Here is an 18,146-nt window from a genome sequence, read left to right on the forward strand (position 1 = left end):
ATCTTTGCCGCATGCAGCCTCTACATTTGACTGGCGACGAGCCATTTTTCATTGTGCTGAATACAGGCTCCGGCCGTGATGACGCCAGTGATGTCCAAGCGACCATCCAGAGGGTGCTGGACGAGGCGGGACGCCGCTATACCTTGATGCCGGTTCACGATGGCCGGCAGTTGCCCGCTATGGCGCAAGAGGCCGTGGCGCGTGCGCGCGAGCAGGGCGGAATCGTCGTAGCGGCGGGCGGTGATGGCACGTTGAGCGCGGTGGCTCAGGCAGTGCTGAGCAGCGGCTTGCCGTTCGGCATTTTGCCTCAGGGCACCTTCAATTATTTCGGGCGTACCTATGGGATTGCGCAGGACACCGAACTGGCTACCCGATGCCTGCTGGCGGCACAACCGCAGCCGGCCCAGGTTGGGCTGGTCAACGGCCGGCTGTTCTTGATCAATGCCAGCCTCGGTTTGTATCCCCAACTGCTCGAAGACCGCGAGGCTTACAAGCGGCGATATGGGCGCAGCCGGTTGGTCGCGGTCTGGTCGGCGCTGGTGACCCTGGCGCGGGCTCACCGCCAATTGACGGTGCACCTGGAGCATGAGGGCCAGGTGCGGACCTTGCGTACGCCAACCATCGTCGTGGGCAATAACGAGTTGCAGTTGGAGCAGGTTGGGATTGCCGAGGCTCCTGCGTTGCAGCAGGGCCAGCTTGTCGCGATGGGGGTTCGGCCGGTGGGCACATGGGCTCTGTATGGCCTGGTGCTGCGTGGCTGGCTCAGCCGTCTGGGCGATGCGGATCATGTGTTCAGTTTCGGGTTTGAACACCTGACCGTGCGCCTGTCGCGGAACAGGCGGCGCATCAAGGTCGCCCTGGATGGAGAAATCCATTGGCTCGATGCGCCGCTGGAATTTCGCGTGTCGGAGCAGCCGTTGCAATTATTGGTGCCTCCCCCGTCACTGCGCGCGGCGCGCGCCTGAGGGGTGACGGAATATCAATGACACGGATTCTGCACCTTTCAGACACGCATTTCGGTACCGAGCGCGAACCTGTCGTTCAGGCGCTGTTGAGGCTGGCGAATGAGTGGCAGCCCGATCTGGTGCTGTTGAGCGGCGATATCACACAGCGAGCGCGGGGTGCCCAGTTTGCAGCGGCGCGGCGCTTCGTGCAGGCGTTACAGCGCCCGGTACTGGCCGTACCTGGCAATCACGATATTCCGTTATTCAACGTGCTGGCGCGTTGGTTGAATCCGTACGGTGGGTATCGCCGGGCAATGGGGGCCGTGCTGGAGCCGGCGGTCGAAATGCCGGGACTTTTGGCGATCGGGGTGAATTCGACTCGGCCAAGCCGGCACAAAAACGGCCAGGTGGATCGGAGGCAGGTCGAGCGGGTCGTGCAGCGGCTCAGAAAATCGAGTCCTGATTGCCTGAGGATCGTGGTGTTGCATCATCCTGTGCGCGCTGCCGTAGAAAGCGATCAGTCCAATTTATTGATCGGACGCGAATGGGCGGTGCCGGCCTGGATCGAGGCTGGCGTGGATCTCATATTGGGCGGACATATTCATTTGCCATATGTATTGCCCGCGTCAGAGCTCTCTACCGCAGTGCCACCTGGCCTGGAGGCGGGCACAGCATCGGCGAATGCCTTCGGCATCGTCGATGTGCCGACGATGTCGGACGCAGCGGAGGCTGTCGGTGTTTTGCGCGGATCGGATCGTGCTGATGTATCCGAGGTTTCGGGTGCAGATGCATCGAGTGCTGCACATGTTTCAGGTACCGTCGGCGCCAGCCGTCGGGCCTGGGTAGTGCAGGCCGGAACCGCGGTGTCGCAGCGCGTGCGGGGCGGTATTTCAAACTCGATCAATCTGATCGAACACGAGGCCGGGCAGGGACAGCACCAGTGCGTCATCCAGCGCTGGGACTATGCTGCCGATCTCCAGGCGTTTGCGCGTGCCAATAGCCAGACCTTGGATTGGTCTCGTGGTGCGCGATAAGGTTTTGCTACGGGTTGACGGCAGTCTTTGCGTGCAACCTTTCTTATTTTTTGTTCCTCGTTGATGTTGTATGGAAACAGTCGCGCATTGGGCCGCTGCCTACCCCTTGTTGATTCTATTGGTGATATCGGCCGCCGCGGGGGGCGTGGTCGGCGGGTTGAGCCGCCGTCATGACGCCCGGTCGCCATTGTCTGGACAGGGGGCATACTGGTCCGTGGCCGGCGGGGCCGGGGTGACGTTTCTCTTGATTGCTGTCGCGATGAGTCTGGGCAGTCCTTTGGTCCGGTTTGACAATCTGCTGGCTGCGGCGCTCGGGCAGTCCATGCCATCGTGGTTGTTGTGGATGCTGTCGTGGTTCACCTTTCTGGGAAATCGCAACCTCCTCGCGTTGATCGCCAGCGCGTTGACGCTATGGCTGTGGTGGCGGGGTGAGCGCGCGACGGCGGTGCTTTGCGCGGTCGTGACCGGCGGCGGGGGGTTGCTGAATATGGCGATGAAGCACACATTTGAGCGCGTTCGCCCCGAGTATGTGCATGGTTACGTCCACGAAGTCGGCTGGAGCTTTCCCAGCGGCCACGCGTCTGCATCGATGGCCGTATATGGATTTGCGTGTTATCTGGCCGTGCGCATGATGCCGGTGCGTTGGCATCATGCGTGTCTGGCGGGCGGCGCGATGCTGATCGCGGCGATCGGCGTCAGCCGCGTGCTGCTGCAGGTGCACTATTTGAGCGATGTGATCGCCGGTTTTGCCTTGAGCCTGGCCTGGTTGTCACTATGCCTGGGCATGATGAGACGCTGGTACCGACCACGTGCTGACGATGTGGGCCACAGGCTCCGATGAGTGTTCCCCGTGCAGGAGCACTTCGCCTGCCGTCATTCTGCCGATTTTGAGCAGGCGGGCGTCGGCAATGATGGCGCCCGCCGGGCTTTTGCGTAAAAAGTTGATGGTGAGACTGGCTGTCACGGCGTTGGCCTGACCGGTGGCGCCGACTACCGCCGCATACAACACCAGATCGGCGAGTCCCATCAGCATGGGGCCCGCGACAATGCCGCCGAGTCGTTGATGGCTGTCCCGGGCGGGCAGGACTGCGCGTGCCGTGCCGTAGCCAATGTCGGTAATCTCTATGCCCAGTACTTCTGCAAAAGGGTGCTGTTCCGCCAGCAGGCATTGAAAATCAGCCACGCTGATGCGTGGCGGCTGGGTGGCGGCCGTCGGCTCCGTGTAAGCGCTCATGGTGTTCCCTGGCGAGTTGTTTCCAGTCTGTGCAGACCTGTATCCACTATTGTTTCGCGTTACTAAAATAAGGAGCGTAGCAGACCGGCCGCCAAAGCATCAGCTTGACGTCAGGTCGCGCCAATGCTGGCTCTCACAGGGGTTTAGGGTAAACACTTAGAGGAATTGGGCTGAGATCGGCGAGTGTTGCAGTATCCCAACATCTCGGGCGTCGATCTCCCTCTTTTATGGGGAGAACCGTAGCCAGTACGAGGGTTTTTTGATGCAATAGCGTCAACTTCCCTTCGCGGAGTTAGGGGGGCGCAGGTTCTTCGCAAAACCAGGCGCCCTTGTCACTCAAATCAACGGAGATTTCTTAAATGAAAAAGACTCTGCTCGCTGCCGCCCTGCTCGCTGGCTTTGCCGGCGTGGCCCAGGCAGAAACCTCGGTGACGCTGTACGGCATCATCGATACCGGTATCGGCTACAACAAGGTGAAGGGCGACGGCTGGGACAGCGGTAGCCGTGTCGGCATGATCAATGGCGTGCAGAACGGTTCGCGTTGGGGCCTGCGTGGCACCGAAGATCTGGGTGATGGCCTGCAAGCCGTCTTCCAACTGGAAAGCGGTTTCAACTCCTCCAACGGTAACTCCGCTCAAGGCGGCCGTCTGTTCGGTCGTCAAGCCACCATCGGTCTGCAAAGCGACAGCTGGGGCCGTCTGGACTTCGGTCGTCAAACCAACATCTCGTCCAAGTACTTCGGTTCGATCGATCCGTTCGGCGCTGGTTTCAACCAAGCCAACATCGGTGTGGGCCTGAGCGCTGCCAACACGGTTCGCTACGACAACCTGGTTCTGTACCAAACCCCGTCGTTCAGCGGCTTCCAAGCTGGCGTCGGTTACTCGTTCAACGCTGATGACGAGAACGATGAGCAAACCGGCTTCCGTACCGCCGACAACACCCGTGCCATCACGGCTGGTCTGCGTTACCAAAACGGTCCTCTGAACGTCGCGTTCTCGTACGATCAGTTGAACGCCTCGAACCAGATGTCGCAAGAGGCAACCGATGCTACCCCGCGTATGTACGCCATTGGCGGTTCGTACGACTTTGAAGTTGTGAAGCTGGCTCTGGCCTATGCTCGCACCACCGATGGCTGGTTTGGTGGTCAAGGCATCAACGGCGCGTCGTTCTCGCCGGATCAACGCGGTCTGGGCAGCAACCTGTTCGCCGACGGCTTCAAGGCCAACAGCTACATGGTGGGCTTGACCGCCCCCATCGGCGGCGCTTCGAAGCTGTTCGGTTCGTGGCAAATGGTTGATCCCAGCAACGATCGCCTGACCGGCGGCGACGAGAGCATGAACGTGTTCTCGCTGGGCTACACCTACGACCTGTCCAAGCGTACCAACCTGTACGCCTACGGTTCGTACATCAAGAACTACGCGTTCTTGGAAGACGTGAAGAGCACCGCTGTTGGTGTTGGTATCCGTCACCGCTTCTAATCGGCTGCGGGGCGCAAGCCTCGCTTCGATTGATTGCGTATGAGCGGACCTTGGTCCGCTTGCGAAAAAAGCCGCCTCTCGGGGCGGCTTTTTTCATGGGATTTTCTTGTTGCTGCGGTGCCTTAAAATAAAACAATGCTCCCTCGGCGAGGGCGGCAAACCGCAGGGGTGATGCGACGGGATTATTGTTCGCGCTAACTCGTTTTTGGGCGGTTGGGTTCAGCGCATCGTCACTTTGCAAATGCTACAATCTGAAGGTTTGCGCATTTGACGGACGCCAAAATGAACTTGCAACAGTATTTTCCCGTCCTGCTGTTTATCGCAGTGGCTACCCTGATCGGGTTTGCGCTGTTGACGGCGGGTTCGCTCTTGGGGCCTCGCCGCCCCTACGCTGAAAAGCTTTCAGCGTATGAGTGCGGTTTTGAGGCCTTCGAAGACGCTCGTATGAAGTTCGATGTGCGCTACTACCTGGTAGCCATCCTCTTCATCCTGTTCGATCTCGAAATCGCCTTTTTGTTCCCGTGGGCGATTGCTCATGGCACGGTTGGTCTCGTCGGTTTCTGGACTGTCATGGTCTTTCTGACGATTCTGACGGTCGGCTTCATCTACGAATGGAAAAAGGGCGCGCTGGATTGGGAATAACCCAAGGCTCTCCTGCACGCTATCAGAGACAACTATGGCTATAGACGGCATCCTTAAGCAAGGCTTTATCACCACCAGTGCCGACAAGTTCCTCAACTGGGCAAAAACCGGCTCCATGTGGCCCATGACCTTTGGTCTGGCCTGTTGTGCGGTGGAAATGATGCACGCCGGTGCGGCGCGCTACGACCTGGATCAGTTCGGCATCATTTTCCGCCCCAGCCCCCGTCAGTCCGATCTGATGATCGTGGCCGGCACGCTGTGTAACAAAATGGCGCCCGCGCTGCGCAAGGTCTACGACCAGATGCCCGAGCCGCGCTGGGTGGTTTCCATGGGATCGTGTGCGAACGGCGGTGGTTATTACCACTATTCGTACTCGGTGGTGCGTGGTTGTGATCGTATTGTGCCGGTCGATGTTTACGTGCCGGGCTGTCCGCCTACGGCCGAAGCATTGGTCTATGGTCTGCTGCAAATGCAGAACAAGATCCGACTGACCAACACTATTGCCCGCTGATCGCATTTCGCCGCGCCATGTAGTGCGCCGGCGGTGCTCGTCAGCATATCGGTTTACCTAAGCGACATGACGATGACCAGGCTCGAAACCCTGAAACATAACCTGCAGGCTGCGTTGGGGGCGGATATCGCCCTGACCGAGGCATACGGCGAGCTCACGCTCGAGGTGCCGGCCGATCAATGGATCACGGTCTGCAACAAGCTGCGTACGGATGCCAGCCTGCACTTCGAAACCTGTATCGATCTGTGCGGCGTTGATTACCTGACCTGGGGTAACGGCAGCCGTCAACTCGAGACGGAAAATACGGCCGGCGGCGCGCCGAGCCTGCGCTATGCAGTGGTGGTGCACTTGCTGTCCGTCACGCACAACTGGCGCCTGCGGGTGCGTACGTTTGCGCCCGATGACGAATTCCCCATCGTGACCTCGCTGCTAGGGTGCTGGCCCGGGGTTAACTGGTTCGAACGAGAGGCGTTTGATTTGTATGGCATCGTTTTCGAAGGCCATCCCGATCTGCGCCGCATTCTGACCGACTACGGTTTCATCGGTCATCCTTTCCGCAAAGACTTCCCCCTGTCGGGCAACGTCGAAATGCGCTACGACCCGGAACAGCGCCGCGTGGTGTACCAGCCGGTCACCATCGATCCGCGCGAAATCACCCCGCGTGTCGTGCGCGAAGACTCCTACGGCATGGGGCGTTAAATCATGGCAGAAATCAAGAACTACACTCTGAACTTCGGTCCTCAACACCCGGCCGCGCACGGTGTGCTGCGTCTGGTGTTGGAGCTCGATGGCGAAGTGATTCAGCGCGCCGATCCTCACATTGGGTTGTTGCATCGCGCCACGGAAAAACTCGCTGAACACAAGACTTTCATCCAGGCGCTGCCCTATATGGATCGCCTGGACTATGTGTCCATGATGTGCAACGAGCACGCCTATGTCATGGCCATCGAAAAGCTCCTGGGTGTCGAAGCGCCCCTGCGCGCGCAGTACATCCGCGTCATGTTCGATGAGATCACGCGTCTGCTCAATCACCTGATGTCCCTGGGCTCGCACGCCCTGGACGTGGGCGCCATGGCCGTGTTCCTGTATGCCTTCCGCGAACGCGAAGACCTGATGGACTGCTACGAGGCGGTCTCGGGGGCACGCATGCACGCGGCCTATTACCGGCCGGGCGGTGTGTATCGTGATTTGCCGGACACCATGCCGCAATACGGTGACAGCAGCAAATACCGCGGTGAAAAAGACCTGCGCATCATGAACGATGCGCGCTCGGGTTCGCTGCTGGATTTTATCGAGGACTTCACCAACCGGTTCCCGGCGTGCGTCGATGAATACGAAACGTTGCTGACCGACAACCGTATCTGGAAACAGCGTCTGGTCGGCATTGGTGTGGTCGACCCTGATCGCGCCAAGGCTCTGGGTTTTACCGGCCCGATGTTGCGTGGTTCGGGCGTGGCCTGGGATCTGCGCAAGATGCAGCCGTACGAGGTTTACGATCTGCTCGAGTTCGACATCCCGGTGGGGGTGAACGGCGACTGCTATGACCGTTATCTGGTACGCGTGGCCGAAATGCGCGAAAGCAACCGCATCATTCGCCAATGCGTGGAATGGCTGCGCAACAACCCCGGTCCGGTCATGATCGAGAACCACAAGGTCGCGCCGCCCAGCCGTACCAACATGAAAACCAACATGGAAGAGCTGATTCACCACTTCAAGCTCTTCACCGAAGGTTTCCACGTTCCTCCTGGCGAAGCTTACGCCTCGGTGGAGCACCCCAAAGGCGAATTCGGCATTTATCTCGTGTCCGACGGCGCCAACAAGCCTTACCGCCTGAAGATTCGGGCACCAGGATTTGCCCATTTGCAATCGCTCGATGAGATGGCCCGCGGTCACATGATCGCCGACGCCGTCACCATCATCGGCACGCAGGATATCGTTTTCGGCGAAATCGACCGCTGAACCCTCAGCCCGACCGCCCCGCATAACCCGGATTCAAACTATGCTGCTTTCCGCACAGGCCTATCAGAAAATCGATCGGGAACTTGCCAAGTTCCCGGGCGACCAGCGCCAGTCGGCCATCATGGCTTCGCTTGCCATCGCGCAAGAAGAAAAAGGCTGGCTCCCTCCCGAGGTGCTCGAAGATGTGGCCAATTACATTGGCGTGCCTCCTATCGCAGTGCAGGAAGTCGCCACGTTCTACAACATGTTCGACACCCGGCCCGTAGGCAAGCACAAGATCTCCGTGTGCACGAATTTGCCCTGTGCCTTGCGCGATGGCGAAAAGGCGGGCGATTTCCTCAAGCGCAAGCTGGGTATCGAGTTCCGTGAGACCACCCCCGACGGCCTGTTCACGCTGGTCGAAGGTGAATGCATGGGGGCTTGCGGTGATTCGCCCGTGCTGCTGGTCAACAACAAACATATGTGTGTGCGTATGACCGAAGAAAAACTCGACGCGCTGGTCCAAGGCCTGAAAGCGCAAGGAGAATCGGCATGAACGCGCCCGATCTGTACCAACGTTTGGCTCAGGGCTTGGATCCCAACCCGCTGAACGATCTGTCGAATTCCATGTGTCTGCATGGCCGTCATATTGCGCCGCAAATCATGGCGGACGTCGACGGCAGCAACTGGCACCTGCAAGACTACGTCAAGCGCGGCGGCTACGAGGCGTTGCGCAAGATCCTGACCACGGGCATGAAGCCCGAGGACGTGATTGCCGAGGTCAAGGCCTCCGGCCTGCGCGGCCGTGGCGGCGCGGGTTTCCCGACGGGCCTGAAATGGAGCTTCATGCCGCGCGCATTCCCGGGTCAAAAATACCTGGTGTGCAACTCCGACGAAGGCGAGCCCGGCACGTTCAAGGATCGCGACATCCTGCGCTTTAACCCGCATATCGTGATCGAAGGCATGGCGATTGCCGCCTATGCCATGGGCATCAGCGTGGGTTACAACTACATCCACGGCGAGATCTTCGAGGTGTATCAGCGCTTCGAAGAGGCTCTCGAAGAAGCCCGCGCCGGCGGTTTCCTTGGCGACAAGATCTTCGGTTCCGATTTCAGCTTCCAGCTGCATGCCTTCCATGGCTACGGTGCCTACATCTGCGGCGAAGAAACCGCGCTGCTCGAGTCCCTCGAAGGCAAAAAGGGCCAGCCGCGTTTCAAGCCGCCGTTCCCGGCCAGTTTTGGTTTGTACGGCAAGCCCACCACCATCAACAACACCGAGACTTTCGCGGCGGTGCCCTGGATCATCCGCAATGGCGGCCAGGCCTATCTCGAAGTCGGCAAGCCCAATAACGGTGGCACCAAATTGTTCTCGATCTCGGGCGACGTTGAGCGTCCGGGCAACTACGAGATCCCGATGGGTACGCCGTTCCCCAAGCTGCTGGAATTGGCTGGCGGCATGCGTGGCGGCAAGAAACTCAAGGCCGTGATCCCCGGCGGTTCGAGCGCACCCGTGCTGCCCGCCGACATCATGATGGACACCACCATGGACTACGACTCGATCTCCAAGGCCGGGTCCATGCTGGGTTCGGGTGCGGTCATCGTCATGGACGAAACCCGCTGCATGGTGAAGTCGCTGTTACGGTTGTCGTATTTCTACTTCGAAGAAAGCTGCGGTCAATGCACGCCGTGCCGTGAGGGCACGGGCTGGCTGTACCGCATGGTGCACCGTATCGAGCATGGCCAAGGTCGCAAAGAAGACCTCGATCTGCTCGACAACGTGGCCGGCAACATCATGGGTCGCACCATTTGCGCACTGGGTGACGCTGCCGCTATGCCGGTACGCGGCTTTCTCAAGCACTATCGCGACGAATTCGCGCACCACATCGAGCACAAGTCGTGTGTGGTTCCGCATTATCTGTAGGTCTCAGGAACAGCAATGGTTGAATTAACCGTCGACGGCAATCAGGTCGAAGTCCCCGAGGGCAGCATGGTGATGCATGCGGCCCAGAAGATCGGCTTGTATGTGCCCCATTTCTGCTACCACAAGAAACTGTCCATCGCGGCCAACTGCCGCATGTGCCTGGTTGAAGTGGAAAAAGCGCCCAAGGCGCTGCCCGCCTGCGCTACGCCGGCCACGAATGGCATGGTGGTGCACACCTGCTCAGAAAAAGCCAAGGCCGCGCAGAAGTCGGTCATGGAATTTCTGCTGATCAATCACCCGCTCGATTGCCCGATCTGCGATCAGGGCGGTGAGTGCCAGTTGCAGGATCTGGCCGTGGGCTATGGCGGCTCTGCCTCGCGTTACCGCGAAGAAAAGCGCGTGGTCTTTCACAAGGATCTCGGCCCGCTGGTATCGGCCGAGGAAATGTCCCGTTGTATCCACTGCACCCGTTGCGTGCGCTTTGGCCAGGAAATCGCCGGCGTCATGGAACTGGGCATGCTGGGCCGCGGCGAGCATTCCGAGATCACGACTTTCGTGGGCCGCTCGGTCGAGTCGGAGCTCTCCGGCAACATGATCGATCTCTGTCCCGTCGGCGCGTTGACCTCCAAACCGTTCCGCTATACCGCCCGCACCTGGGAATTGGCGCGCCGCCGTACGGTCAGCCCGCACGATAGCCTGGGCGCCAATCTGGTGGTGCAGGTCAAGGGCGAACGCGCCATGCGCGTCGTGCCTTTCGAGGACGAGGCCATCAACGAATGCTGGATCAGCGACCGCGATCGCTTTTCCTACGAGGGTCTGAACAGTGGCGATCGTCTGACCGCTCCGATGATCAAGGGCGCGGACGGCAAGTGGCAGGAGGCCTCCTGGGCCGATGCGCTGCAAGCCGTCGCCCAGGGCCTGTCGCGCGTGCGTGATAGCCACGGCGCGGGCCAGATCGGCGCCTTGGCTGCCGAGTACGCCACGACCGAAGAATTCGCCTTGCTGGGCCGTCTCGTGCGCGCCCTGGGTTCGGAAAACATCGATTTCCGCCTGCGTCAGACCGACGCGAGCTTCGACGCTGCCTTGTCGGGCGCGCCGTGGCTGGGCATGCCGATTGCCGATCTGGATTCGCTGGATCGTGTGCTGGTGGTCGGTTCGTTCCTGCGCAAAGATCATCCGCTGATGGCGCAGCGCCTGCGTCAGGCTGCCAAGCGCGGCACGCAAGTATTGCTGGTTGACAGCGCCGCGGATGATCCTCTGCTGCCGGTGGCTGGCCGTATCACGGTTGCGCCGTCGGGCTTGCCGCTGGCTCTGGCCCAAGTCGCAGTAGCGCTGGCCCAAGCTAAAGAGCAATCCGTTCCCGCCGAGTTCGCCTCGGTGACGCCGGACGAAAACGCCAAGCGTATCGCCGCCAGCCTGGCCTCGGGCAGCAACGTCGCTGTGTTGATGGGCAATCTGGCCGTCGCATCGCCGCAGGCTTCGCTCCTGGCTGCCAACGCACGCAGCATCGCCGATATCGCCGGTGCGCGCTTCGGGTTCCTGACCGCCGGTGGCAATACGGTGGGCGGTTATCTGGCCGGCGCCGTGCCGGGGCAGGGCGGCAAAACTGCTGCTGCCATGTTGGCCGAGCCGCTCAAGGCCTATATCGTGCTGCACGCCGAGCCCTCGCTGGATGCCGACAACGGTCCCCAGGCCGTGGCTGCGTTGCGCGCCGCTGAGTTCGCTGTGGCGCTCACGCCGTATGCATCGTCCGCCGAGGATTGGGCCGACGTCATGCTGCCCGTGTCGCCGTTTACCGAAACCTCGGGCACCTTTGTCAACGCCCAGGGCCTGCCGCAGAGTTTCAAGGGCACCGTTACCCCCTTGGGTCAGACGCGTCCCGGTTGGAAAGTCCTGCGCGTGCTGGGCAATGTGTTGCAACTGCCGGGCTTTGACGACGAGACCTCCGAATCCGTGCGCGACACCGCGCTGGCCGGTGGCATCGAGAGCCGTCTGTCCAACGAGATCAAGGCCCCGCGTGGCCTGGGCCAGGTGGCCACATCGCTCGAACGAGTGACCGATGTGCCGATCTATCGCACCGATGCCATCGTGCGTCGTTCGTGGCCCCTGCAAGACGCACCCGCGTCGCAGGCCCCCGCGGCACGCATGAACGGCGCCACCTTGGCTGGGCTGGGCCTGGCTGCAGGCGTCAAGGTTCGCGTGAGCGGTGCGGCCGGTTCGGTCGAGCTTGAAACCGTCCAGGATGATGCTGTGGCCGATCGTTCGGTCCGCATTGCGGCGGCCTTCGAACAAACTGCCGCCCTGGGTGGCGCATTCGGTGAAATCAGCGTGGAGCGTGCCTGACATGGAATGGCTCAATACTCTTGAAAGCCACGGTCAGGCCTTGCTGGGCCCGACGGCCTGGCTGGTGATCTGGACGATCGTCAAGATCGTCGTCATCGCGGTTCCCATCATTTTGTGCGTGGCTTACCTCACGTACTGGGAACGCAAGATGATTGGCTGGATGCACGTGCGTCTGGGACCGACCCGTGTCGGTTTCCGGGGCTTGCTGCAGCCGTTTGCCGACGTGTTCAAGCTGCTCACCAAAGAAGTCGTCGTTCCCACGCAGGCCAACAAGATCCTGTTCGTCGTGGCGCCGGTTGTCACGCTGATGCCGGCCTTGGCCGCCTGGGCCGTGGTGCCGTTCGGTCCCGAGATCGTGCTGGCCAACGTCAATGCGGGTCTGCTCTACGTGATGGCGATCACCTCCATCGGCGTGTATGGCGTGATCGTTGCAGGTTGGGCGTCGAACTCCAAGTACGCCTTCCTGGGCGCGCTGCGGGCTTCGGCACAAATGGTGTCTTACGAGTTGGCCATCGGTTTCGTGCTGGTGACGGTGTTGCTGGTTTCCGGCAGCCTGAACATGTCCGAGATCGTGATGGGGCAGGGCCGCGGTTGGTTTGCCGAGCGTGGCCTGACGTTCCTGTCGTGGAACTGGCTGCCGCTGTTGCCGCTGTTCGTGATCTATGTGATTTCGGCCGTGGCCGAAACCAACCGTCACCCGTTTGACGTCGTCGAAGGCGAATCCGAAATCGTGGCCGGCCACATGGTCGAATACTCGGGTATGGCGTTTGCCCTGTTCTTCCTGGGCGAATACGCCAACATGATTCTGTTGTCAGCCATGGCAGCGATCATGTTCCTGGGAGGCTGGATGCCGCCGATCGATATCGCGCCGTTGACCTGGATTCCGGGTTGGTTGTGGCTGGGTCTGAAGACATTCTGCGTGGTGTCGTTGTTTGTGTGGTTCCGCGCGTCGTTCCCTCGTTACCGCTATGACCAGATCATGCGGTTGGGCTGGAAAATTTTCATCCCGCTGACCGGCGTTTGGCTGGTCGTGGTGGCGATCTGGATGCAGACGCCCTGGAACATTTGGCGTTAACGCGTCAAGCAGAGGCAGGATATGGAAGCGATCAAAGATTTCTTCGGCAGCCTGATGCTGGCCGAGTTGCTCAAGGGCATGCGCCTGACGGGCAAGTACTTTTTCAAGCGCAAGGTCACCTTGCGTTATCCGATGGAAAAAACGCCGACGTCGGCGCGTTTCCGTGGCTTGCACGCGTTGCGCCGCTATCCCAATGGGGAAGAGCGCTGTATCGCGTGCAAACTATGCGAAGCCGTATGTCCGGCCTTGGCCATCACGATCGAATCGGACGTGCGTGACGACGGCACTCGCCGCACTACGCGCTACGACATCGATCTGACCAAGTGCATTTTCTGCGGTTTCTGTGAAGAAAGCTGCCCTGTGGATTCGATCGTGGAAACCCACATTCACGAATACCACGGTGAAAAGCGCGGCGACCTTTATTTCACCAAAGACATGCTGCTCGCCGTCGGCGACCGCTACGAAGCCGAAATCGCCCGCCGCCGGGCCGAAGACGCGCCATACCGTTGACGCCCAAGGTCTGACTCATGACTTTTACCACTGTCCTGTTCTACATATTGTCTGCGGTCCTGGTGATCGCCGCGTTCCGCGTCATCACGGCGCGCAGCCCGGTGACTGCCGTACTGCATTTGATCCTGGCGTTCGCCAACGCCGCCATGCTGTGGATGCTGCTCGGGGCCGAGTTCCTGGCGCTGCTGCTGGTGTTGGTGTACGTCGGCGCTGTCATGGTCCTGTTCCTGTTCGTGGTCATGATGCTCGATATCCGTATCGACGCCTTGCGCGGCGGACTCAAGACCTATCTGCCGCTGGGGCTGATCATCGGTGTTGTGCTGGTGCTTGAAATGTCGTTCGTGCTGGCCAGCACCTGGTATGGCGCGGGCCCGCAGGCCGTGACTGCCGGCGACTACAACAACAGCCGTGCCCTGGGTGAGGTGATGTACACGCAATATGTGTACGCCGTCGAAGTCGGCGCCGCATTGCTGCTGGTCGGTATGGTTGCCGCCATCTCGCTGACTCTGCGCCGCCGTCGCGACGCCAAGTACAACGATCCCGCCGCCGCCGTGCGTGTGCGCGCCAAAGACCGTTTCCGCCTGGTCAGCATGCCTGCACAGAGCGATCGTGCCCAGGGCCGCGTCGCCACGCCGGCCGACGGTGCCCAAGGAGAAAAACAATGACGTTGACGCTGGCTCATTATCTGGTGCTGGGGGCGATCATGTTCGCCATCGGTATCTTTGGCATTTTCCTGAACCGCCGCAATCTGATCATCCTGCTGATGTCCATCGAGCTGGTGCTCCTGGCTGTCAACATGAACTTCGTGGCGTTTTCCAGCTGGTTTGGCGATACCGCCGGCCAGGTGTTCGTGTTCTTCATCCTGACGGTGGCTGCTGCCGAAGCCGCCATCGGTCTGGCGATTTTGGTGCTGCTGTTCCGTAACCTGAACACGATCAACGTTGACGAACTCGATCGCCTGAAGGGCTGACGGGGTATTGGAAGAAAATGTCTAGTTCACCCAATCTGTACTTGCTGATTGCGCTGGCCCCCTTGGCCGGTGCGATCCTCGCCGGGCTGTTCGGCACCGGGTTCCTGGGCCGGCCGATCGGCCGCCGCGGTTCCCACATCATCACCATCCTGGGGGTGTTGATCTCCGCGATCGGCTCGGTGATCGTGCTGCGCGACGTGCTCAACGGCCACACCTTTGACGGCGCCGTCTACACCTGGAGCCTGATCGGCCAGACCAAACTCGAGATCGGTTTCCTGATCGATCCGCTGTCGGCCATGATGATGGTGGTGGTCACCTCGGTGTCGTTGATGGTGCACATCTACACCATCGGCTACATGGCGGATGATCCTGGCTATCAACGCTTTTTCGCCTACATCTCGCTGTTCACCTTCTCGATGTTGATGCTGGTCATGTCCAACAACATGGTTCAGCTGTTCTTCGGTTGGGAAGCCGTGGGCCTGGTGTCGTACCTGCTGATCGGTTTCTGGTACACCCGTCCGACGGCGATTTTCGCCAACATGAAGGCCTTTCTGATCAACCGCGTCGGTGACTTCGGTTTCGTGTTGGGGATCGGCCTGCTGTTCGCCTACGCTGGCACCATGCACTACGGCGAGGTGTTTGCCCAGGCCGATACGCTGGCTGCTCAAACGCTGCCCGGCACGGACTGGATGCTGTTGACGGTGGCATGTATCTGCCTGTTCATCGGTGCGATGGGTAAATCCGCCCAGGTGCCGTTGCATGCCTGGCTGCCCGACTCGATGGAAGGTCCGACCCCGATCTCGGCGCTGATCCACGCGGCCACCATGGTGACCGCCGGTATCTTCATGGTGGCGCGTTTCTCGCCACTGTTCGAACTGTCGGATACGGCGCTGTCGTTCATCATCGTGATCGGTGCGATCGGCGCATTGTTCCTGGGTATCCTGGGTATCATCCAGAACGACATCAAGCGCGTGGTGGCATATTCCACACTGTCGCAGCTCGGTTACATGACGGTGGCGCTGGGCGCCTCGGCCTACTCGGTCGCGATCTTCCACTTGATGACGCACGCGTTCTTCAAGGCGCTGCTGTTCCTGGGGGCGGGCTCGGTCATCATCGGCATGCACCACGATCAGGACATCCGCAACATGGGCGGCCTGCGCAAGTACATGCCCATTACCTGGATCACGTTCCTGCTGGGCACGCTGGCGCTGGTGGGGACCCCGTTCTTCTCTGGTTTCTATTCCAAGGAACACATCATTGAGGCTGCGGGTGCCGCCAACGTGTGGGGCGCGACCTTCGCTTATTACGCAACCCTGATCGGCGTGTTCGTGACCTCGCTGTACTCGTTCCGCGTGTACTTCCTGGTATTCCATGGCAAGGAACGCTTTGATACCAGCGGTGGCCACGCGCACGGCCATGGTCATGACGACCACGGTCACGACGATCATGGCCATCACGGCGGCACGCCGCACGAGTCCCCATGGGTCGTGACGCTGCCCCTGGTGTTGCTGGCTATTCCGTCGGTGCTGATCGGCGCCTGGGTGGTCGATCCGATGCTGTTCGGCGGTTTCTTCGACGGCGTGATCAAGGTGCTGCCGCAGCATCCCGCCATGCACGAACTGCACGAAGAATGGCACGGCTGGGTGGCCTTCGGGATGCATGCATTCCAGACCCTGCCGTTCTGGCTGGTGGTCGCCGGCGCAGTGATTTCCTGGTACTGCTACCTGATCAACCCCAAGGTCCCGGCTGCGATCAAGTCCAGCTTGTCGGGCGTGAACAAAGTGCTTGAGAACAAGTACTTCGTCGACTGGGTCAACGAACAGATCATCGCGCGTGGCGCGCGCTGCCTGGGCTACGGCCTGTGGCAACGCGGCGACCGCGGCTTGATCGATGGCTTGCTGGTCAACGGCAGCGCTCGTGTGGTCGGCTGGGTGGCTGCAATCAGCCGTCATCTGCAGTCCGGCTATATCTATCACTACGCGTTCGCGATGATCATCGGCATCATGGCTCTGATTACTTTCTTTGTGCTGATTCCCCAATGATGGCAAGCGACATGGCATCCAACACTTTTCCCTGGCTAACGCTTGCGATCTTTGTTCCGATCGTATTCGGCCTGCTGGTGCTGGCCCTGGGCCGCGATGACCGGCCTGGGCTGACACGTGGCTTGTCTTTGATTGGCGCGATTGCGGGCTTTCTGGTCACGATTCCGCTGTACACCGGTTTTGATTCCTCGACGGCTGCCATGCAGTTCGTCGAAAAAGCCCCCTGGATCGAAGCCTTCAACGTCAACTATCACCTCGGTATCGACGGTATCTCGCTTTGGTTCGTGCTGCTGACCGCCTTCATCACCATCATCGTGGTGCTGGCAGGCTGGGAGGTCATCACCAGCCGCGTATCGCAGTACATGGCCGCCTTCCTGATCCTTTCGGGTCTGATGGTGGGCGTGTTCGTGGCGCTGGACGGCATGCTGTTCTACGTGTTCTTCGAAGCCACGCTGATCCCGATGTACATCATCGTCGGGGTGTGGGGCGGTCCGAATCGCGTCTACGCTGCGTTCAAGTTCTTCTTGTACACCTTGATGGGCTCGTTGCTGACGCTGGTGGCATTCGTCTACCTGTGGAATGTTTCGGGCGGCTCGTTCGATATCCTGACCTGGCACCAAGTCAAACTGGGCCACACGCCGCAGATCCTGATCTTTGTGGCCTTGCTCGCAGCGTTCGCGGTCAAGGTGCCGATGTGGCCGGTGCACACCTGGTTGCCGGATGCCCACGTCGAGGCGCCTACCGGCGGTTCGATCGTGCTGGCGGCCATCATGCTCAAGCTCGGCGCCTATGGCTTCCTGCGTTTTTCGTTGCCGATTGCACCGGATGCCTCGCATAGCCTGGCTGGCCTGATGATCGCGTTGTCGCTGATTGCCGTGATCTATATCGGTCTCGTTGCCATCGTGCAAGACGACATGAAAAAGCTGGTCGCGTATTCGTCCGTGGCTCACATGGGTTTTGTGACCCTGGGCTTTTTCATCTTCAACACCGCCGGTGTCGAGGGTGCGATCGTTCAGATGATCTCGCACGGTTTCGTGTCGGGTGCGATGTTTATGTGTATCGGTGTGCTGTATGACCGCATGCACTCGCGGCGCATTGCCGATTATGGCGGTGTGATCAACGTCATGCCGCGCTTTACGACGTTCTTTGTGCTGTTCTCCATGGCCAATAGCGGCTTGCCCGCCACGAGCGGTTTCGTGGGCGAGTTCATGGTCATCATGGGTGCGGTCGAGCACAACTTCTGGATCGGTCTGTTGGCTGCGACGGCGCTGATTCTGGGGGCCTCGTACTCGCTGTGGATGGTCAAGCGCGTGGCCTTTGGTGATATCGCCAACGATCATGTGCGTGAACTCACCGATATCAACGGCCGTGAATTCCTGATTCTTGGCGTGATGGCTATCGCTGTGTTGTACATGGGTATCTATCCCAAGCCCTTTACCGACGTCATGCACGTTTCGGTCGAGGCCCTGCTGCAACACGTTGCCATCTCGAAACTGTAAGACTGA

General features: G+C 60.1%; 18 protein-coding genes. 17 read left to right on the forward strand and 1 reads right to left on the reverse strand.

Annotated features, from left to right (window positions below):
* The first annotated feature begins 11 nt into the window (after positions 1–11).
* From ACYVIT_RS05500 to ACYVIT_RS05510, 3 genes are all read left to right on the forward strand, one after another.
* Complete coding sequence (locus ACYVIT_RS05500) at positions 12–965, forward strand: diacylglycerol/lipid kinase family protein (RefSeq protein ID WP_415808373.1); 954 nt, start codon at positions 12–14, stop codon at positions 963–965.
* A 17-nt stretch (positions 966–982) separates the two neighbouring features.
* Complete coding sequence (locus ACYVIT_RS05505) at positions 983–1,978, forward strand: metallophosphoesterase family protein (RefSeq protein ID WP_415808374.1); 996 nt, start codon at positions 983–985, stop codon at positions 1,976–1,978.
* 70 nt (positions 1,979–2,048) lie between these two features.
* Positions 2,049–2,819, forward strand: coding sequence for a phosphatase PAP2 family protein (locus ACYVIT_RS05510; protein ID WP_415808375.1), 771 nt, complete (start codon positions 2,049–2,051; stop codon positions 2,817–2,819).
* Here the strand turns inward: ACYVIT_RS05510 and ACYVIT_RS05515 are convergent.
* Positions 2,751–3,212 carry a PaaI family thioesterase gene (locus ACYVIT_RS05515; protein ID WP_415808376.1) on the reverse strand — a complete coding sequence of 154 codons (462 nt, stop codon included), beginning with the start codon at positions 3,210–3,212 and terminating at the stop codon, positions 2,751–2,753. The genes ACYVIT_RS05510 and ACYVIT_RS05515 overlap by 69 nt on opposite strands.
* 359 nt (positions 3,213–3,571) lie before the next feature.
* Here ACYVIT_RS05515 and ACYVIT_RS05520 point away from each other — a divergent pair, with 359 nt between their 5' ends.
* The 14 genes from ACYVIT_RS05520 (at position 3,572) to ACYVIT_RS05585 (ending at position 18,140) form a co-directional block, all read left to right on the forward strand.
* The gene (locus ACYVIT_RS05520) at positions 3,572–4,690 is read left to right on the forward strand and encodes a porin (RefSeq protein ID WP_415808377.1); all 1,119 of its coding nucleotides are present in this window, start codon (positions 3,572–3,574) and stop codon (positions 4,688–4,690) included.
* Positions 4,691–4,972: 282 nt separating this feature from the next.
* Positions 4,973–5,332, forward strand: coding sequence for an NADH-quinone oxidoreductase subunit A (locus ACYVIT_RS05525; RefSeq protein ID WP_415808378.1), 360 nt, complete (start codon positions 4,973–4,975; stop codon positions 5,330–5,332).
* A gap of 34 nt (positions 5,333–5,366) precedes the next feature.
* Positions 5,367–5,843, forward strand: a complete 477-nt coding sequence (locus ACYVIT_RS05530; RefSeq protein ID WP_006217960.1) for a NuoB/complex I 20 kDa subunit family protein — start codon at positions 5,367–5,369, stop codon at positions 5,841–5,843.
* A gap of 66 nt (positions 5,844–5,909) precedes the next feature.
* Positions 5,910–6,542: an NADH-quinone oxidoreductase subunit C gene (locus tag ACYVIT_RS05535; RefSeq protein ID WP_415808379.1), complete on the forward strand. Its 633-nt coding sequence runs from the start codon at positions 5,910–5,912 to the stop codon at positions 6,540–6,542.
* A gap of 3 nt (positions 6,543–6,545) precedes the next feature.
* Positions 6,546–7,802 (forward strand): NADH-quinone oxidoreductase subunit D, encoded by a 1,257-nt coding sequence (locus ACYVIT_RS05540; RefSeq protein WP_415808380.1) that lies wholly within the window; start codon positions 6,546–6,548, stop codon positions 7,800–7,802.
* Positions 7,803–7,842: 40 nt separating this feature from the next.
* Complete coding sequence (gene nuoE, locus ACYVIT_RS05545) at positions 7,843–8,337, forward strand: NADH-quinone oxidoreductase subunit NuoE (RefSeq protein ID WP_094821466.1); 495 nt, start codon at positions 7,843–7,845, stop codon at positions 8,335–8,337.
* Entirely contained in the window at positions 8,334–9,701 is a 1,368-nt protein-coding gene (gene nuoF / locus ACYVIT_RS05550; protein ID WP_415808381.1) for an NADH-quinone oxidoreductase subunit NuoF, read from the forward strand. Before nuoE ends, nuoF begins: the two co-directional genes overlap by 4 nt.
* Positions 9,702–9,716: 15 nt before the next feature.
* The gene (nuoG, locus tag ACYVIT_RS05555; RefSeq protein ID WP_415808382.1) at positions 9,717–12,044 is read left to right on the forward strand and encodes an NADH-quinone oxidoreductase subunit NuoG; all 2,328 of its coding nucleotides are present in this window, start codon (positions 9,717–9,719) and stop codon (positions 12,042–12,044) included.
* A gap of 1 nt (position 12,045) precedes the next feature.
* Positions 12,046–13,119, forward strand: a complete 1,074-nt coding sequence (gene nuoH / locus ACYVIT_RS05560; protein WP_415808384.1) for an NADH-quinone oxidoreductase subunit NuoH — start codon at positions 12,046–12,048, stop codon at positions 13,117–13,119.
* Positions 13,120–13,140: 21 nt separating this feature from the next.
* Positions 13,141–13,629, forward strand: coding sequence for an NADH-quinone oxidoreductase subunit NuoI (gene nuoI, locus ACYVIT_RS05565; RefSeq protein ID WP_094821462.1), 489 nt, complete (start codon positions 13,141–13,143; stop codon positions 13,627–13,629).
* 17 nt (positions 13,630–13,646) lie between these two features.
* Positions 13,647–14,294, forward strand: a complete 648-nt coding sequence (locus ACYVIT_RS05570; protein WP_415808385.1) for an NADH-quinone oxidoreductase subunit J — start codon at positions 13,647–13,649, stop codon at positions 14,292–14,294.
* Positions 14,291–14,599, forward strand: a complete 309-nt coding sequence (gene nuoK / locus ACYVIT_RS05575) for an NADH-quinone oxidoreductase subunit NuoK (protein WP_094821460.1) — start codon at positions 14,291–14,293, stop codon at positions 14,597–14,599. Before ACYVIT_RS05570 ends, nuoK begins: the two co-directional genes overlap by 4 nt.
* Positions 14,600–14,616: 17 nt before the next feature.
* A complete protein-coding gene (gene nuoL / locus ACYVIT_RS05580; RefSeq protein ID WP_415808386.1) occupies positions 14,617–16,641 on the forward strand; it encodes an NADH-quinone oxidoreductase subunit L in 2,025 nt (674 codons plus the stop codon).
* On the forward strand, positions 16,638–18,140 hold the full coding sequence (locus ACYVIT_RS05585) for an NADH-quinone oxidoreductase subunit M (RefSeq protein WP_415808387.1): 1,503 nt from the start codon (positions 16,638–16,640) through the stop codon (positions 18,138–18,140). The genes nuoL and ACYVIT_RS05585 overlap by 4 nt, the downstream gene beginning before the upstream one ends.
* Positions 18,141–18,146 lie beyond the last annotated feature (6 nt).

It is taken from the genome of Bordetella muralis, from assembly GCF_054781015.1.

Excerpts from the sequence above, each read along its gene's own strand:
- ACYVIT_RS05505 (WP_415808374.1), top strand. The coding sequence starts at position 983 with ATGACACGGATTCTGCACCTTTCAGACACGCATTTCGGTACCGAGCGC.
- nuoK (WP_094821460.1), top strand. The coding sequence starts at position 14,291 with ATGACGTTGACGCTGGCTCATTATCTGGTGCTGGGGGCGATCATGTTC.
- ACYVIT_RS05570 (WP_415808385.1), top strand. The coding sequence starts at position 13,647 with ATGACTTTTACCACTGTCCTGTTCTACATATTGTCTGCGGTCCTGGTG.
- ACYVIT_RS05520 (WP_415808377.1), top strand. The coding sequence starts at position 3,572 with ATGAAAAAGACTCTGCTCGCTGCCGCCCTGCTCGCTGGCTTTGCCGGC.
- ACYVIT_RS05530 (WP_006217960.1), top strand. The coding sequence starts at position 5,367 with ATGGCTATAGACGGCATCCTTAAGCAAGGCTTTATCACCACCAGTGCC.
- nuoH (WP_415808384.1), top strand. The coding sequence starts at position 12,046 with ATGGAATGGCTCAATACTCTTGAAAGCCACGGTCAGGCCTTGCTGGGC.
- nuoL (WP_415808386.1), top strand. The coding sequence starts at position 14,617 with ATGTCTAGTTCACCCAATCTGTACTTGCTGATTGCGCTGGCCCCCTTG.
- ACYVIT_RS05540 (WP_415808380.1), top strand. The coding sequence starts at position 6,546 with ATGGCAGAAATCAAGAACTACACTCTGAACTTCGGTCCTCAACACCCG.
- nuoG (WP_415808382.1), top strand. The coding sequence starts at position 9,717 with ATGGTTGAATTAACCGTCGACGGCAATCAGGTCGAAGTCCCCGAGGGC.
- nuoF (WP_415808381.1), top strand. The coding sequence starts at position 8,334 with ATGAACGCGCCCGATCTGTACCAACGTTTGGCTCAGGGCTTGGATCCC.
- nuoE (WP_094821466.1), top strand. The coding sequence starts at position 7,843 with ATGCTGCTTTCCGCACAGGCCTATCAGAAAATCGATCGGGAACTTGCC.
- ACYVIT_RS05585 (WP_415808387.1), top strand. The coding sequence starts at position 16,638 with ATGATGGCAAGCGACATGGCATCCAACACTTTTCCCTGGCTAACGCTT.
- ACYVIT_RS05515 (WP_415808376.1), bottom strand. The coding sequence starts at position 3,212 with ATGAGCGCTTACACGGAGCCGACGGCCGCCACCCAGCCGCCACGCATC.
- ACYVIT_RS05535 (WP_415808379.1), top strand. The coding sequence starts at position 5,910 with ATGACGATGACCAGGCTCGAAACCCTGAAACATAACCTGCAGGCTGCG.
- ACYVIT_RS05500 (WP_415808373.1), top strand. The coding sequence starts at position 12 with ATGCAGCCTCTACATTTGACTGGCGACGAGCCATTTTTCATTGTGCTG.
- nuoI (WP_094821462.1), top strand. The coding sequence starts at position 13,141 with ATGGAAGCGATCAAAGATTTCTTCGGCAGCCTGATGCTGGCCGAGTTG.
- ACYVIT_RS05510 (WP_415808375.1), top strand. The coding sequence starts at position 2,049 with ATGGAAACAGTCGCGCATTGGGCCGCTGCCTACCCCTTGTTGATTCTA.
- ACYVIT_RS05525 (WP_415808378.1), top strand. The coding sequence starts at position 4,973 with ATGAACTTGCAACAGTATTTTCCCGTCCTGCTGTTTATCGCAGTGGCT.